Below are 16,696 nucleotides of genomic sequence, written 5' to 3' on the forward strand. Positions count from 1 at the left end.
CGCAGCACTCTGTCGACAGCGCGCGCCATGTTTGAAAAAATCATCCACTTTTCCATCGCCCAGCGCTGGATGGTCATGCTGCTCACGCTCGGTATGGCCGCCCTTGGCGTCTTCAGTTATCAGCAATTACCGATCGATGCCGTACCCGACATCACTAACGTGCAGGTGCAGGTCAACACCTCGGCACCCGGCTATTCGCCGCTGGAAACCGAACAGCGCATCACCTATCCGATCGAAACGGTGATGGCCGGTTTGCCGCAGCTGGAACAGACCCGTTCGCTGTCACGCTACGGCTTGTCGCAAGTGACCATCATCTTCAAGGAGGGTACCGATGTATTCTTTGCGCGCCAGCTCGTCAACGAGCGGCTCCAGCAAGCCAGAGCGCAGTTGCCGTCCGGGCTGACACCGAGTCTGGGACCGATTTCAACCGGCCTCGGTGAGATTGTCATGTGGACCGTCGAGACGCGTGACGGCGCAGTCAAAGCAGACGGCACGCCGTACACGCCGACTGACTTGCGCGAGATTCAGGACTGGATCATCAAGCCGCAGTTGCGCAATGTGGCCGGCGTCGCCGAGATCAATACCATCGGCGGGTATGCCAAAGAGTTTCAGGTCGCTCCTGACCCGGACCGGTTGATCGCACACGGCTTGGCGCTGCAGGACATCGTCACTGCACTCGAAAGCAATAACAGCAATGTCGGTGCTGGTTACATCGAGCGACGCGGCGAACAGTTTCTGGTGCGCGCACCCGGACAAGTGAGCTCAATGGCCGATATCGGCAACATCCTGGTCGGCAGTCGGCAGGGCATCCCGGTGCGCATCCGCGATGTCGCCGAGGTCGTGATCGGCAAGGAACTGCGTACCGGCGCGGCGACCGAGAACGGCCGCGAAGTCGTGCTCGGAACGGTCTTCATGCTGATCGGTGAAAACAGCCGCACCGTCTCGCGCGCGGTGGCCAGCAAGCTAGACGAAATCAATCTCAGCTTGCCCGATGGCGTGTTCGCCAACACCGTCTATGACCGGACCACACTGGTTGACAAGGCGATCAATACCGTTAGAAAAAACCTGATCGAAGGTGCGCTGCTGGTCATTGCCGTACTGTTCCTGTTCCTCGGTAATTTGCGCGCCGCGCTGATCACGGCGATGGTGATTCCACTGGCGATGCTGTTCACTTTTACCGGCATGGTCACCAACGCCGTCAGTGCCAACCTGATGAGTCTGGGTGCGCTCGATTTCGGCATCATCATCGACGGCGCGGTGGTGATTGTCGAAAACTGCGTGCGTCGTCTGGCCCATGCGCAAACCAACGCCGGCCGGACACTGACCCGCACCGAGCGCTTCCATGAAGTATTCGCTGCCGCCCGCGAAGCACGCCGGCCGCTGCTGTACGGGCAGCTCATCATCATGGTCGTGTACCTGCCGATTTTTGCGCTCACTGGCGTCGAAGGAAAGATGTTTCATCCGATGGCGTTCACCGTCGTCGCGGCGCTGATCGGGGCGATGATCCTGTCGATCACCTTCATCCCCGCAGCGGTGGCGCTTTTCATCGGCAACAAGGTCAGCGAGAAAGAAAACCGGGTGATGAGCGCTGCCCGGAGTGCGTATGCGCCGATGCTGCGATTGGCGATGGCGAACAAATCGCTGGTGCTGACCATTGCCGGTGTGGTCATCGTACTGAGCGGATTACTAGCCACACGCATGGGTAGCGAATTCGTCCCCAGCCTTGATGAAGGCGATATCGCGCTGCATGCCTTGCGCATTCCTGGCACCAGCCTGACACAAGCCATCGCGATGCAGGCAGAACTGGAACGCACGATCATGCAATTTCCTGAGGTCGACAAGGTCTTTGCCAAGATCGGTACGGCCGAAATCGCGACCGATCCGATGCCGCCCAATGTGGCTGATAACTTCGTCATGCTCAAACCGCAATCGGCATGGCCCGATCCGACCCGCAGCAAAGCCGATCTGCTGGCGGCAATGCAGACTGCCGTCGCCAATGTGCCCGGCAATAATTACGAGTTCACGCAGCCAATCCAGATGCGCTTCAATGAATTGATTTCGGGTGTGCGCAGCGATGTCGCCGTGAAGGTATTTGGCGATGATATGGATGTCATGAATCAGGCCGCAGAGGAGATATCCGGAGTGCTCTCAAACGTCGCGGGAGCCGCCGATGTCAAGGTCGAACAAACCACCGGCTTGCCGATGCTAACGATCCGGATCGACCGCGAAAAAACTGCCCGGCTGGGGCTCAATGTCAGTGATGTCCAGCAAGTCATTAGCACCGCAATCGGTGGCACCGAAGCAGGCACTCTTTTTGAAGGCGACCGGCGTTTTGATATCGTCGTGCGGCTGCCGGAAGCGCTGCGCTCCAGCACCGATGCGATGCTGCGTTTGCCGATCCGTTTGCCCAATGGTGGTACGGGCGGTCCGCCTTCTTATCTGACATTGGGCGACGTCGCCAGCATCGACATGGCACCGGGTCCGAACCAGATCAGCCGCGAAAACGGCAAGCGGCGCGTGGTCGTGACCGCCAATGTGCGTGGTCGCGATATGGGCTCGTTTGTCGCCGATGCCGGGGAGCAGATCCGCCAGCAGGTCAAGATGCCGAGCGGCTACTGGACCAGCTGGGGTGGCACCTTCGAACAACTGCAATCGGCGACCAAGCGACTGCAGATCGTCGTGCCGGTGGCGCTGCTGCTCGTGTTCATGTTGCTGTTTGCGATGTTCAACAACCTCAAGGATGGCTTGCTGGTCTTCACCGGCGTACCGTTTGCGCTGACCGGCGGCATCGTTGCGCTGTGGTTGCGCGGCATTCCGTTGTCGATCTCGGCGGGGATTGGTTTCATTGCGCTATCCGGTGTGGCGGTATTGAACGGACTCGTGATGATTGCGTTCATCCGCGCGTTGCGTGAGCAGGGCATGCCGCTTGACCAGGCGATTGAAGAGGGGGCATTGACACGCTTGCGGCCGGTGTTGATGACGGCGCTGGTCGCGTCGCTGGGGTTTGTCCCGATGGCTATTGCCATCGGGACCGGTGCCGAGGTGCAGCGACCGCTGGCCACGGTTGTCATCGGCGGCATCTTGTCCTCGACGGCGCTGACGTTGCTGGTGCTGCCGTTGTTGTACCGGCTGGCGTATCGCAAACAATCAGGCTGATTTCAGCGACGGGAGAGGATGGCAAAGACGCTCCGGATGGGTGTAGACAACATGGCCGTGACCACGCACGAAGCCCACCAGCGTGATCCCGGTCTCGTCAGCCAGGCGCCGCGCCAGCGCGGTTGGTGCCGACACCGCAGCCAGCAGTCCAATCCCGGCCATCGCGGTTTTTTGCACCATTTCATAACTGGCGCGGCTGGTGATCAGCACCGCGCCGCTGGCGAAGTCGGTGCCGCGATAGGTCAGCGCCCCGATGAGTTTGTCGAGCGCATTGTGGCGACCGACATCTTCGCGCACAACCGGCACGTGGCAATCGGCAGCTAGCCAACCGGCCGCGTGGGTCGATCCGGTGGCTTGTTGCAGGGTCTGTTGCTGTTCCATTTCCAGGAACGCTTGTTGCAGTTGTGCGGCATCAATCCGGATAGCACTGTTGACCCGTGGCGGTGTGCGCAGCACTTGCGCGAGCGTCTCGGCACCACACAAGCCGCAACCGGTACGCCCGCTCATGTTGCGTCGCTGATCTTTCATCGCGGCGAAGCACTCGTTTGAAATGCGCATCGCAATACGGATGCCGTCAGGCAGCGACAGCACGTCGCAGTCGTACAGGTCGGAGCGATGCCGGATCAAGCCTTCGCTCAGGCTGAAACCCAATGCAAAGTCTTCCAGATCAGTCGGTGTGGCTAGCATCACGGCATGCGAAATACCGTTGTATTCGAGCGCGACCGGGACTTCTTCAGCCAGCATGTCAGTGCCGTGCACTTCGCTGTTGCCGCGCCATGTCGAGACCGTGGCAGGCGACATTGACAGATGGTGGTGTTCGTCAGCGAGAACCAAGTCGGCGTCACTCATGACAATGCCTGCCTTGCAGGCGAAGCCGTGTGGTGTGACGGGATGGTGGCGGGAGAGCGTGGGAGTCGAACCCACCTGGGATTGCTGGCAACCCCACCCGGATTTGAAGTCCGGTCGTTCCACCAGGAAGCGCAGCTCTCCCAGTAATCATGTTCCGCAAGATGACCACGCTGCCGGTCACTCATGGATAAATACGTCGTGTCGGTCGCATTATACGGAGCTTTCATTGTTGCCACATCGCTTGCTGACGGATCACATGCCGGTCGTGAATGCGGCGCGTGTAACCGACCCGATTGAAGAATTCAAGGATCTCGACGGCTAGTTTGCGACCGGTCCCGATACGGTCGCGGAACAGCGCGACCGAGGCTTCGCCGTCGCTATCGGTCAGCGTCTGTACATGCGCAGCGAGGGTGCGCACGGCCGCATCGAGAAAGAAATGATCATGCGCGACCCGGTAGGTGTAGCCAAGCCGCGCGGCTTTGCCGAGCAGGCGGCGCACTAGCTCCTCATCCTTGCGCAGTGCTACCGCGAGTGGCCGCACGCGCGGCGGCTGGAAAGCCGATTCGGACAAGAGCGGAACAATTCTTTGCCAGAGCGCGTTCTCGTCATTGGAAAACGCCACGGTGTGCGATGGCAGCGCAATAAAAACATGGCTGATCGCGACGATATGCTGCTCTTGCAGCAGTGCGCGCAGCAGTTCCCGAAACACGGCAGGCGGCACGGTGGGTAGCGCAATCCGGCGCAAGCGTTCGCGCTCGACGCCGACATAATCCGGTTCGCGCGCATGCAGGGCGGCCAATGTTGTGAGCACCGTTTGCTGCAATTGCTGCCAGCGCTCGGCGGCAAAGGCATGGTGTCCGGTGTCAGTGCTGACAGCCACGGCACCGAGTTGTGCGAGCAGCGACTGCACGAACAGCACCGACAGGTTGCGATTGGCGGCAAACACATCGACATCGAGTCCGCTCGCATCCAGCACCAGCGTGCGGCGTAATGCATCAATCGCCAATGGTTCGCGTTGCGCTGCCAGCAAGGCCAGTCGGGTCGCGGAGCGCTTGCCGCGCACCGGCACGCAAGCATCGAGCACGACACCGCCACCGATGGTGTGCTGGGCGCTGGCGTCACGCAACACGATACGGTCGCTATGGCAGACATGCAGCGGCACATCAAGCGCGAGTTCAGCCAGCATGCCTGACCCCGGCATCAACAGATCGCCTTGCAGCAGCGCGATACGCGCAGTGGTATGCGCCGCACCGACGTGCACATGGACCGCGCTCCAGTGCCGCAACGGTTTGCTATCGGCGAGCAGCGCCAGATCGACGACCAGGCGTTCGCTCAGGCGCGTGATTGTGGCGGCAACGATCCAGTCGCCGCGATGCAGCGCGCTGCGTTCGAGTCCGACCAGGTTCAGCGAGACCCGCTGACCAGCACCGCACTGCTCGACCGTCTGGTTCATCGCGTGCATGCCGCGCACCCGCGCCGACAGCATCGGGCGGTCGCGCTGCGAGGGCAGTACGTTGACGGTATCGCCGACCCGCAGCGATCCGGCATAGACGGTGCCGGTGACGATGGTGCCGCGACCATCGAGTGAAAAACAGCGGTCCAGCGCCAGCCTGAATTGGCTGTCCTGGGCTTCGGTGGTTGCGTCCTGTGGCGAATGTTCGCCATGCCAGCGCCGTGCCACATCGGCCAGACAATTCTTGAGTGCCGGTACGCCTTCACCGCTGAGCGTACTGACCGGGAACACCGGCGCATCGTTCAAAAAGGTACTCGCAAGAAGATGGTGCAACTCGCCAGTCACTTGCGCGACCCGTGCGTCCGACACCAGATCGGTCTTGGTCAGCACCACCGCGCCGTGCTGCATCCCGAGCAATTGCAGGATGTGCAGATGCTCGCGGGTTTGCGGCATCACACCGTCGTCGGCAGCGACCACCAGCAGCGCGTAGCTGATGCCGGTGGCCCCGGCCAGCATCGTGTGGATGAAGCGTTCATGACCGGGCATGTCGACAAAACCCAGTCGTGCACCGGTCGGATCAGCTGCATCGACCGGCTGGTAGGCATAGCCGAGTTCGATCGTGATGCCGCGCGCTTTTTCTTCGGCGAGACGGTCCGTCTCTATCCCTGTCAGTGCCCGCACCAGCGAGGTCTTGCCATGGTCGATGTGACCTGCGGTGCCGATAATCATGGTGCCGTCGACAGTTGCGCGAGCACACCCAGTTGGGCCAGAAAGCCGCTTTCGTTTTCGAGCGTGCGCAAGTCCAGCCAGATCGCGCCATCCTTGATGCGACCGATGACTGGCGTTGGCAATTGCCGCAAGACTTCTTCGAGCGCCTGCACGGTTCTGCCGCTGCGCTTGCCCAGTGGCGCGATGACCAGCGCCCAGCTATCGAGTCGCTCAACCGGCAATGAGCCGCTACCGATCTGGCTTTGTGCAGGATGCAGCGCGACTTCAGCGACGGCGCGCAGCGCTGTCTGCACCGACGTCAGCACGCGCTCGCCGACCTGCCGGATGTCGGCCGCGGGTCGGCTCAGCAAGCGCAGCACCGGCAAGTGCTGCGCCAGTTCGTGCGGATCGTCGAGGTGGTCGCGGTAGGTGCGCAGCACGCCTTCGAGTGCGCCGAGGATCAGCTTGTCGCAGCGCAGCGCGCGCTTGAGCGGATGGCGACGGATCTTGGCGATCAAGTCTTTGTTGCCGGTGATGATGCCGCTTTGCGGTCCACCCAGCAGCTTGTCGCCGGAGAAGGTGACGATATCGGCACCGGCTTTCATCGCCTCTTGCGGCAGCGGTTCATGCGGCAAACCATAGCGTTCGAACGGGACCAGCGCACCGCTACCCAGATCAACCATCAGCGGGATGCCGTGGGCATGGGCGAGGGTGGCCAGATCGGCTTCGGACGGACTGGCAGTAAAGCCGACGACTTCAAAATTGGAGGTGTGAATCCGCGCCACCAACCCGGTCTGGTCGGACAGCGCGTTCTCGTAATCATGTAGATGGGTGCGGTTGGTGGTGCCCACTTCGACCAGCTTGCAACCGGCTGCCTGCATGATGTCGGGGATGCGGAACGAGCCGCCGATCTCGACCAGTTCGCCGCGCGAGACCGGTACTTCCTTGCCCCTGGCCAGCGCGCCCAATACCAGCAGCACGGCGGCGGCACAGTTGTTGACGACGGTGGCCGCTTCGGCACCGGTCAGTTCGCACAGCAAGCCTTCGGTGATGTCATCGCGCTCGCCGCGACCGCCTTTGTCGAGATCGTATTCGATCGTCACCGCCGAGCGCGCTGCCAGCACCATCGCCGTGATCGCCGCTTCCGGCAACTGGCTGCGACCGAGATTGGTGTGGATGACGGTGCCGGTCAGATTGAAGACCGCGCGCAGGTTGGAGCGCAAGTCGGTGGCCAGTTTGTGCGCGATTGCGCGGTCCAGTTGATCGAGCGTGAACAGTTCGGCAGGGGAGGTGACCAGCCGTTGACGCGTGGTCGTCAGCGCTGACTGGATCGCTCGTTTGACCAGCGTGCGGCCATGCTGTTGTGCGGCTTGCAGTGCCGACGCACTACCCAGCAGGCGGTCGACCGATGGCAAGGTTTTCAGCGTTAGCGCTGCCTCGGGTAACGGTTCGCTCGCAGTGGGCGGCACCGAATGGGTATTCATCGCATGCCTTGTCAGTGATCGGTGGCGGGTGTGAGCAGGGCGGTATCGTCCTGATCGGCCGGTGCCACGCCCGGAGCAAACAGCAGGTTCGGACCGCTGCGCAAATAGCCGGCTTCATCGACCAGCATGTCCAGCGCCAGCGTCGCGAGGTCATCGGCGGTCGCTTCCATCATCGGGACTTTTTCACGCGTGAAAATCTTCAGATAGCTGTGGCAGGTGTCGCAGGCTTCGGCGCGTGCGAAGGCAATCTTGCGGGATGGCGCGGCATTGTCTTCGGCGCCGGTCAGGCTGTAATAGGCAATGCCTTTGGTCGATTCGCACGAAGAGCACGTCACGCGCACCATGTGCCACTGGGTACTGCACAGCGAACAATGCAGGTAGCGCAGGTTAGCTTGCGACGCGCCGATTTCGACCACGCTGGCCACCGGTCGCGCCGCGCAGACCGGGCACACCGATGAGCTGCCGACATGACCGAGTTCGTCTTCGGTCAGCGTTGCGGCCTGACGCGTCCACCACACTTGCAAGGCTGCGCCGATCAGCGGCGCGAGCAAGGCGTGGCGCACCGGATCATCACCGGCGACACCGCCATCGAGCACGGCATCGGCCAGCGCTTCGCGGTGATCGCTGTCCATCGCGGCCAGTGTCGTGGCGGCGTCGGCGAAAGCGGTGACGTCGTGATCAAGCAGATGGTTGATGATGGCGTCGAGGTCGGCTTGCCATTCGCTGTTGCGGGTGACGGACTGCCACGACAGTGGCGGCATGCCGTGCAAGCGCGATTGCGCCAGCGTTACGGCATCGACCGGTGTCGCGTTTTGCAGCGGCAAGGCCGCGTGCTGCGCTTGCGCCAGTTGTCCCATCACGGCGAGGAATTGGCCCATCGCGTGGTTCTGCGCGAGCTGATGAAAACGGCGTGCGCGTGCATCAAACAACGACGTATCGACCGGCAGCACGACTTGGGGAAACGGATCAACCTGGCCGATTTCGCCAGGTTCGAGAATTTTGGTAGCCATAGGTACTTCAGTATTGAGGGACAACGGTTGGACTGCGGGACAACATTAAAAATGCCCGGCGCATCAGCTTAGACACGCCGGGGTATAGCTGTTTTAGTGCGGTGCGTCCGTGACTTTTTCTTGCGTCATTTCGCGATACCACTCCGGGTGGTGATGCTTGGCCCAGGCGGCATCGACATTACCGCGGGTCATTGCACGCAAGGTGCCCTTGACCCAGATTGCGGCATACACATGGACGATCAGCGAGACGATGCCGACAAAGGCAGCCAGCATGTGGATGACCACGCCCCAGCGCACCACGACGATCGGAAAGTAACCGGCAAACCAGGCGCGCCAGATCACGATGCCGGAGACCAGCAGGAAGCCGATGCTCCACACCATGCTCCAGAACATCAGCTTCTGACCGGCGTTGTACTTGCCGATCGGTAGCTTGTCCGGGCCGTCACCGTTGTTGATGACTTCGTCAATACGCTTCAACCATTCGATATCGACTGCCTTGAACCGGTTGTCTTTCCAGACCCGTAACGACAGGCCGACAAAGGTCAGGGACAGCACGATGCCGATAAACGGATGCAGGATGCGGGCCCAGACCGGGCCGCCCAATACACTCGAGAGGAAGAAGTACGACGGATGGAAAAACGCCAGTCCCGACAGCGACAGCACGATGAAACACATCGCCACGATCCAGTGATTGACCCGGTCCGACGTGGCATAACGATGGATATACTTGACCATGATTAGCTCTCTTCCTTTTCCTCGGCCGGTTCCGCATGCACTTCTTTCGGACCGCGACTGATGTAATGGAAGAAGCCACCAAGAATGGCCAGGCCAATACCTAACGACAGGAACGGCTTGGTCACACCCTTCCACACCGACACCAGCGGACTGATGGTCGGATTGGTCGGCAGGTTGTGATATAGCCCCGGCTTGTCGGCGTGATGCAGCACATACATCACGTGCGTGCCACCGACACCGGCCGGGTTGTACAAGCCGGCGTTGTCATAGCCACGCTCCTTCAGATCGACGACACGTTCTTCTGCTTGCGTGATCATCGCTTCCTTGGTGCCGAACATGATCGAGCCGGTCGGGCAGGCTTTGACGCAGGCTGGTTCCTGGCCGACAGCCACGCGATCCGAGCACAACGAACACTTGTAAGCCTTGTCGTCGATCTTGGAAATACGTGGTACGTCGAACGGGCAACCGGCGATGCAGTAACCGCAGCCGATGCACAGGTCCTGATTGAAGTCGACGATGCCGTTGGCATACTGCACGATGGCGCCGGGTGCCGGGCAGGCTTTCAGGCAGCCCGGGTCTTCGCAATGCATGCAGCCATCCTTGCGGATGAGCCATTCGAGCTTGCCGGCTTCCTCGACTTCCGAGAACCGCATCACGGTCCACGAACTGCCGGTCAGGTCGCGCGGATTGTCATACACGCCGGAGTTGTCACCGACCTCGTCACGCAGGTCGTTCCATTCCATGCACGCCGACTGGCAGGCCTTGCAGCCGATGCACTTGGAGACGTCGATCAGCTTGGCCAGCGGTACGGTGGCCGAGCGGGTCGAAGCGGGTGTCGTCGTGGTGGCCGATTTTCTTACTATGTCTGAAGTCATCATGGGAGCTCCTAAGCTTTCTCGACGTCGACCAGGAACGCCTTGAATTCCGGCGTCTGGGTATTGGCATCACCGACGACCGGTGTCAGCACGTTCATGATGTAACCGTTCTTGGTCTGTCCCTTGAAACCCCAGTGGTTCGGAATCCCGACCGTGTGGGTTTCTTTACCGTCGATCATCAGTGCGCGCAGACGCTTGGTCACGACGGCCTTCGCGATGAGTTCGCCGCGTTTGGAACGGACCTTGATACGGTCGCCGTTGACAATGCCCTTGAGTGCCGCGAGCTTGTCGCCAATCTCGACGAACTGTTCCGGCTGCAGCACGGCATTGATGCGCTGATGCTTGGTCCAGGTGGCGAAGTGCTCGGTGAGACGATAAGTTGTTGCCACATACGGGAACTCCTTGTTGCTGCCGAGCTGCTCGCGATCGCCCTTGAACAACCGTGCTGCGGGGTTGTTCAATGCGACCGGACTGTTCGGCCAGAACAGGTTTTTATCCATCGGTGACTCGAATGGCTCGTAGTGTTCCGGGAACGGCCCTTCTGCCATCTTGTCGACGGCAAAGAAACGCGCCACGCCTTCGGGATTCATGATGAACGGACCGACGTGCTCTTCCGGTGCCGCATCGACACGCATGTCGGGGACATCGGGACCGGTCCACTTGGTGCCTTTCCACTCGATCAGCTTGCGCTTGCTATCCCAGGCCTTGCCTTCGGGGTTCGCTGACGCCCGGTTGTACAGAATCCGGCGATTGGCCGGCCATGCCCAGGCCCAGTTCGGCGTATTGCCCATCCCCGTATCGGTATTGTCGCGACGCGCCATCTGATTGCCCGCCTGCGTCCAGCAACCGGCAAAAATCCAGGTGCCGCACGCCGTCGTGCCGTCGTCACGCAATTGCGCAAACCCGGCCAGCTGCTCGCCGGCCTTGGCGATGACCTTGGTCGGATCTTTCGGATCGAACACATCCGACAGCGCCTTGCCGTTGAATTCCTTGGCCATCTCTTCGGACGTTGGCACCATCGGATCACGATGATTCCAGGTCAGATCACGGATTGGATCCGGAAAGGCGCCGCCGTCCTTCTGGTACAGCGCGCGAATTTTCTGGAACAGCGTGGCGATGATTTCGAGGTCGCCCATCGCTTCGCCCGGTGACTCCGAGCCTTTCCAGTGCCATTGCAGGACGCGGCTGGAACTGACCAGCGAACCGTCTTCTTCGGCGAACAAGCTGCACGGCAGCCGGTACACGGCAGTCTGGATGGCGGCGGAATCGACCGGATTGAATTCACCGTAGTTCTTCCAGAACTCCGAGGTTTCGGTTGCCAGCGGATCAATCACCACCATGAACTTCAACTTGGCCAGCGCAGTATTGATCTTGGCCTTGTTCGGAAACGAAGCCAGCGGATTAAAGCCCTGAACAATGTAGCCATTCATCTTGCCCTGGAACATGTTGTCGAACACCCGCATGATGTCGTGGTCCATGTCGACCTTGGGCAGGTAATCGAAGGCCCAGTTGTTTTCCTTGGTCGCGGCATTGCCGTACCAGGCTTTCATCAGGCTGACGTGGAATTTCTCGTAGTTCTGCCAGTAGCTCATCTGACCGGGACGCAGCGGCTTGATGGCCCGCTTGTCGATGTAGGCGCGGTAGTCGGTTTCCTTGTCGCCCGGCAGACTCATGTAGCCCGGCAGCAGTGTCGACAGCAAGCCCAGATCCGTCAGACCCTGGATGTTCGAGTGACCACGCAGCGCATTCATGCCACCGCCCGCCAGGCCGATATTGCCCAGCAATAGCTGGACCATCGCACCGGCCCGGATCATCTGCGCACCCTGGCTGTGATGGGTCCAGCCGAGTGCGTACAGAATCGTCATCACGCGACTGGTAGTCGAGGTGGTGGCGATCTGCTCGCAGACGTTGAGGAACGCGTCTTTCGGCGTACCGCAAATCCGCTCGACCATTTCCGGCGTGTAGCGGCTGTAGTGGACCTTCATCAGATTGAAGACGCAGCGTGGATCTTGCAGCGTCGGATCAGTCTTGACGAATCCGTCTTCGCCTTTTTCGTAGCCCCAGCTGGTTTTGTCGTACTTGCGCTTGTCCAGGTCATAGCCGGTAAACAGGCCATCTTTGAGACCGAAACCGGCATTGACGATGAAGCTGGCGTCGGTGTAATTTCTGACGTATTCGGCCTGGTATTTTTTGTTGGTAATCAGGTAGTTCATCAAACCACCGAGGAAAGCAATGTCGCTTCCTGCGCGGATTGGGGCATACGTATCGGCAACGGCGGCCGAACGCGTATAACGCGGATCAACCACGATCAGCTTTGCTTTGTTATGTGCCTTGGCTTCGATCACCCATTTGAAACCGCATGGATGGGCCTCAGCCGGGTTGCCACCCATGACCAGTACCATGTCTGCATTCTTGATATCGACCCAATGATTTGTCATCGCGCCACGTCCAAACGTCGGGGCAAGACCTGCCACCGTCGGTGCGTGTCAAACGCGGGCCTGATTATCGATTGCGATGATACCCAGCGAACGGACGAATTTCTGCGTCAGGTAGCCGGTTTCGTTGGAGGATGCCGAGGCGGCCAGCATGCCGGTCGACAACCAGCGGTTGACGGTTGCGCCATCTTTATTCTTGGAAATGAAATTGGCATCGCGGTCGTCTTTCATCAGCTTGGCGACTTCGTCAAATGCCTGGTCCCAACCAATTGGCTCCCACTTGTCGGAACCCGGACGGCGCACTTCCGGATGCTTCAAACGGGTCGGGCTGTGGATCATGTCCAGCAGGGCTGCACCCTTCGGGCACAGCGTGCCGCGATTGACCGGATGGTCCGAATCACCCTCGATATGAAACACTTCCGACTTTACGTTCTTGGCCTTGTCGCCGGTGCTGTACATCAGGATGCCGCATCCGACCGAACAGTACGCGCAGGTATTACGCGTTTCGGTGGCACGGTCGAGCTTGTAGATGCGCATTTCGGCATGGGCGATGGAAGGCATCACACCTAATGCGGCGAGCGTCGAGGTGCCAACCCCGGCCGCGCATATTCTAAAAAATTGCCGTCGATTCACTGGCTTGTTCATCACCATTCCTTCTCTCTTTTCAGTCAACATAAATCACTTTATTCCGGTAAAAAATTTCTCTGCGTCAATCGTCGAAGTCTACAGTACTTGGTTAAAAAGATTTTGATACCAATAAGAGTGATTCCCTTTACAAGAAAGCCTCTTCCACGCGCAGGACACGGCCCGTATCCGTCACGTCATAACCCGGCAGATCATTGACAGTGGCCCTGAATTCGCTGGAGTTGAGGGCGTCGAGGATCGCCACGAAGCGGGCGTCGGCCAGCAGCGTGTGTTCGCAGACCAGGAAGTACCGCTCGGTCAGCAATGGCACGAAGTCGAGGTCGAACTGGCGGGCTGCCGTTTCCACGCCGACACCTGTGTTGGGGTAGGACATTGCCCGTACTAAAGCTGGATTAGTCGATACCTGCCACGACAGGATTGTTCACGGCATGGCTCTTTGACTTTAATGGGAGAGAGGTTGATCGATCGTGTCGGACTTGTCGTGCACGCCAAATTGATCAACGATCGTTGCGCTGGCGGCGTTCATGCCGACGAGTGCGACCACCGTGCCCTGTCGACGAAACTTGATCACCACCTTGTCGAGTGCACCGACTGCGGTGAGATCCCAGAAGTGCGCTTGACTGACATCGATACGGACATGTTCGATGGTTTCCTTGAAATCAAAGGCAGTATTGAATTGCTCGGACGAGGCAAAAAATACCTGACCGATGACGATGTAATCGCGGGTGCGGCCATCGTCGGACCTCAGCGAGGTCACGCTTAACAAGCGTCCCACTTTGGTCGCAAAAAACAGCGCACTGAGCAGCACACCGACAAAGACGCCTTTGGCGAGGTCATGAGTCGCCACGACCACCACCACGGTGGCTACCATGACAATGCTGGAGCTGAGCGGATTTTTTGGCAGGTTGCGCAGCGAGTCCCAGCTAAACGTGCCTATCGAAACCATGATCATCACGGCGACCAGCGCTGCCATCGGAATCCTGCCGACCCACGGTCCCATGAACACCACCATGAGCAGCAAGACAACGCCGGCAGTGAGGGTCGAGAGCCGGCTGCGTCCGCCGGATTTGAAGTTGATCACCGATTGACCGATCATCGCGCAACCGGCCATGCCACCGAGCAGGCCGGAGGCGATATTGGCGACGCCTTGTCCGGCACATTCCCGGCTCTTGTTACTGGGCGTATCGGTCAGATCGTCAATGATGGTCGCCGTCATCATCGATTCAAGCAGGCCGACAATGGCCAGTGTCAGTGCATACGGAAAAATGATGGTCAAGGTTTCCAGCGTCAGCGGGACGTCGGGGAACAGGAACAGTGGCAAGCTGTCAGGCAGTTGTCCCATGTCCTTGACGGTGCGGATATCGAGTCCGAGCCATAGCGATAGCGCGGTCAGCACGACGATGCAGACCAGTGGTGACGGGATCGCTTTGGTGAGGTACGGGAACAGATAGATCAGGCCCAGTCCGCCGGCCACCATCGCGTAGACGACCCAGCTGACATGAATCAGTTCGGGTAGTTGTGCCATGAAAATCAGTATCGCCAGCGCGTTGACAAAGCCGGTCACGACCGAGCGCGAAACAAAGCGCATCAGCGTTCCGAGACGCAGTGCGCTGGCGACGATTTGCAGCACGCCGGTCAGCAACGTAGCTGCCAGCAGATATTGCAGGCCGTGCTCCTTGACCAGACTCACCATGACGAGCGCCATCGCGCCGGTGGCTGCCGAGATCATGCCGGGACGACCACCAACGAAGGCAATCACCACCGCAATGCAGAACGAAGCGTACAGGCCAACCTTGGGATCAACCCCGGCGATGATGGAAAAAGCAATGGCCTCGGGAATGAGCGCCAGTGCAACGACCACACCGGCGAGTACGTCGCCGCGAATATTGGACAGCCAGTCTAGGAGCCTGTCGGACTTAGGGAGAATCGGCTGCAAAAATACCTGGACGGTCCATATTTCACCGATTTCTTGGCCAATAGCTCGCTATTGGCACTGCGAAATCGGCAAAATCTGTCCTCGCCCAGCTATTTTTTCGCTTCGATTCCCTAAGTCCGACAGGCTCCTAGCCGGAGTTGTTTTTGTAGTGACATGGGATTCCGTTTCAAATGAAGAGGGCAGCGCGCAACCAGCCTCGACGGGTGACATACCCGACGGACCTGTTGGATCTTTTGCGGTATTTTACAAGCATGATTCCAGTGTGCCGGATGACACGGCCTGGTACGCATTGCCGCATAGCCGAAGTTGACCGACCTTGTTGCCACACACGGCCGTTGCGGCGTGTGCGAAACTGCGTTCCCCGTCTGGAATGAAAACTGATTATGTGGAATGGTGTCTTGTGTGGCCTGCTGGCAGGAGCGATGTGGGGCATGGTGTTCATCGTGCCGGAAATCCTGTCGGCGTTTTCGCCGCTGGAACTGGCGGTCGGCCGCTATACCGCTTACGGCGTCATCGCTGTCGTCCTGCTATTGCCGCGTCTGCGCGGCATGCTGCATCGGCTTGAACGCAGCGATTATTCTGCGCTGCTGCGTCAGGCACTGACCGGCAATATCCTCTATTACATGCTGCTCGCGCTGGGAGTGAAGCTGGCCGGCGTGGCACCGACGTCGCTGATCATCGGCCTGCTGCCGATTTCGGTCACGCTGATCGGGCACAAGGACCAGGGGGCGGTGCCGCTGCGCCGATTGACGCTGCCGTTGCTGGTGGTGGTCGCCGGTATTGCCTGCATCAACATTGACCTGTTCAGTCACACCGATGCCAACGGTGCCGTTGCTGTTCTTGATATTGCACGCACGTTGCTCGGTGTGCTGGCGGCGACCGGCGCGCTGCTATGCTGGACCTGGTATGCCATCGACAATGCGCGTTACCTCAATCGTAATCCTCACTTCAGCAATGCGGAATGGTCGGCGCTGTACGGTATTTCCAGCGGGATGATGGCCTTGCTGATTGGCGTCGCGGCGTTCGCCATCTGGCACGAGGACGTGACCGGCGCTGCCGGCGGACTCAGCGGGCGCGACTGGACCCGGTTCTGGATCGCCAACAGCCTGCTCGCGCTGGGCGCGTCGGTGATCGGAAACCAGTTGTGGAATATCGCCAGTCGCAGCGTGCCGATGACGCTGTCCGGACAACTGATCCTGTTCGAGACCTTGTTCGCGCTGCTGTACGGATTCATTTATCAACAGCGCTTGCCGCGACCACTGGAGAGCGCTGCCATCGTGCTGCTGATCGCCGGTGTGCTGTGGTCGGTGCGCGTTCATGCGCTGCAAAAACAGCCTGCGCCTGCCTGAAACGGATCAGATCGGCGACGGTCCGGATCTTTTTTGCGCACCGAGTTCGTCGCGCATCCTG

The 16,696-nt window shown here is 59.8% G+C and carries 11 protein-coding genes and 1 tRNA gene; 2 read left to right on the forward strand and 10 right to left on the reverse strand.

From position 1 onward, the window contains the following. The first annotated feature begins 27 nt into the window (after positions 1-27). Positions 28-3,156, forward strand: a complete 3,129-nt coding sequence (locus QN370_RS00150; RefSeq protein WP_322127565.1) for a CusA/CzcA family heavy metal efflux RND transporter — start codon at positions 28-30, stop codon at positions 3,154-3,156. Here QN370_RS00150 and fdhD read toward each other — a convergent pair. From fdhD to QN370_RS00200, 10 genes are all read right to left on the reverse strand, one after another. Then, a complete protein-coding gene (gene fdhD / locus QN370_RS00155; protein WP_416172139.1) occupies positions 3,148-4,005 on the reverse strand; it encodes a formate dehydrogenase accessory sulfurtransferase FdhD in 858 nt (285 codons plus the stop codon). The genes QN370_RS00150 and fdhD overlap by 9 nt on opposite strands. Positions 4,006-4,051: 46 nt before the next feature. Then, positions 4,052-4,147: transfer RNA gene (locus tag QN370_RS00160), tRNA-Sec, on the reverse strand. Positions 4,148-4,228: 81 nt separating this feature from the next. After that, positions 4,229-6,187, reverse strand: coding sequence for a selenocysteine-specific translation elongation factor (gene selB, locus QN370_RS00165; RefSeq protein ID WP_322127564.1), 1,959 nt, complete (start codon positions 6,185-6,187; stop codon positions 4,229-4,231). Then, positions 6,184-7,650 (reverse strand): L-seryl-tRNA(Sec) selenium transferase, encoded by a 1,467-nt coding sequence (gene selA / locus QN370_RS00170; RefSeq protein WP_322127563.1) that lies wholly within the window; start codon positions 7,648-7,650, stop codon positions 6,184-6,186. The genes selB and selA overlap by 4 nt, the downstream gene beginning before the upstream one ends. An 11-nt stretch (positions 7,651-7,661) precedes the next feature. Continuing rightward, on the reverse strand, positions 7,662-8,660 hold the full coding sequence (gene fdhE / locus QN370_RS00175) for a formate dehydrogenase accessory protein FdhE (RefSeq protein ID WP_322127562.1): 999 nt from the start codon (positions 8,658-8,660) through the stop codon (positions 7,662-7,664). Positions 8,661-8,753: 93 nt separating this feature from the next. Next, positions 8,754-9,395, reverse strand: a complete 642-nt coding sequence (locus QN370_RS00180; protein WP_322127561.1) for a formate dehydrogenase subunit gamma — start codon at positions 9,393-9,395, stop codon at positions 8,754-8,756. 2 nt (positions 9,396-9,397) lie between these two features. Beyond that, positions 9,398-10,270: a formate dehydrogenase subunit beta gene (fdxH, locus tag QN370_RS00185; RefSeq protein ID WP_416172172.1), complete on the reverse strand. Its 873-nt coding sequence runs from the start codon at positions 10,268-10,270 to the stop codon at positions 9,398-9,400. An 11-nt stretch (positions 10,271-10,281) separates the two neighbouring features. Beyond that, positions 10,282-13,350 (reverse strand): formate dehydrogenase-N subunit alpha, encoded by a 3,069-nt coding sequence (fdnG, locus tag QN370_RS00190; RefSeq protein ID WP_322127559.1) that lies wholly within the window; start codon positions 13,348-13,350, stop codon positions 10,282-10,284. A 127-nt stretch (positions 13,351-13,477) separates the two neighbouring features. After that, the gene (locus QN370_RS00195) at positions 13,478-13,696 is read right to left on the reverse strand and encodes a substrate-binding domain-containing protein (RefSeq protein ID WP_323581650.1); all 219 of its coding nucleotides are present in this window, start codon (positions 13,694-13,696) and stop codon (positions 13,478-13,480) included. Positions 13,697-13,792: 96 nt separating this feature from the next. Beyond that, positions 13,793-15,277, reverse strand: a complete 1,485-nt coding sequence (locus QN370_RS00200) for a SulP family inorganic anion transporter (protein WP_322129137.1) — start codon at positions 15,275-15,277, stop codon at positions 13,793-13,795. 392 nt (positions 15,278-15,669) lie between these two features. On the opposite strand from QN370_RS00200, the gene QN370_RS00205 reads away from it, so the two are divergent. Further along, positions 15,670-16,635, forward strand: coding sequence for a DMT family transporter (locus tag QN370_RS00205; protein WP_322127557.1), 966 nt, complete (start codon positions 15,670-15,672; stop codon positions 16,633-16,635). Positions 16,636-16,696: the final 61 nt, after the last annotated feature.

The organism is Actimicrobium sp. CCI2.3 (assembly GCF_035019065.1).
Lineage (GTDB): Bacteria > Pseudomonadota > Gammaproteobacteria > Burkholderiales > Burkholderiaceae_D > Actimicrobium.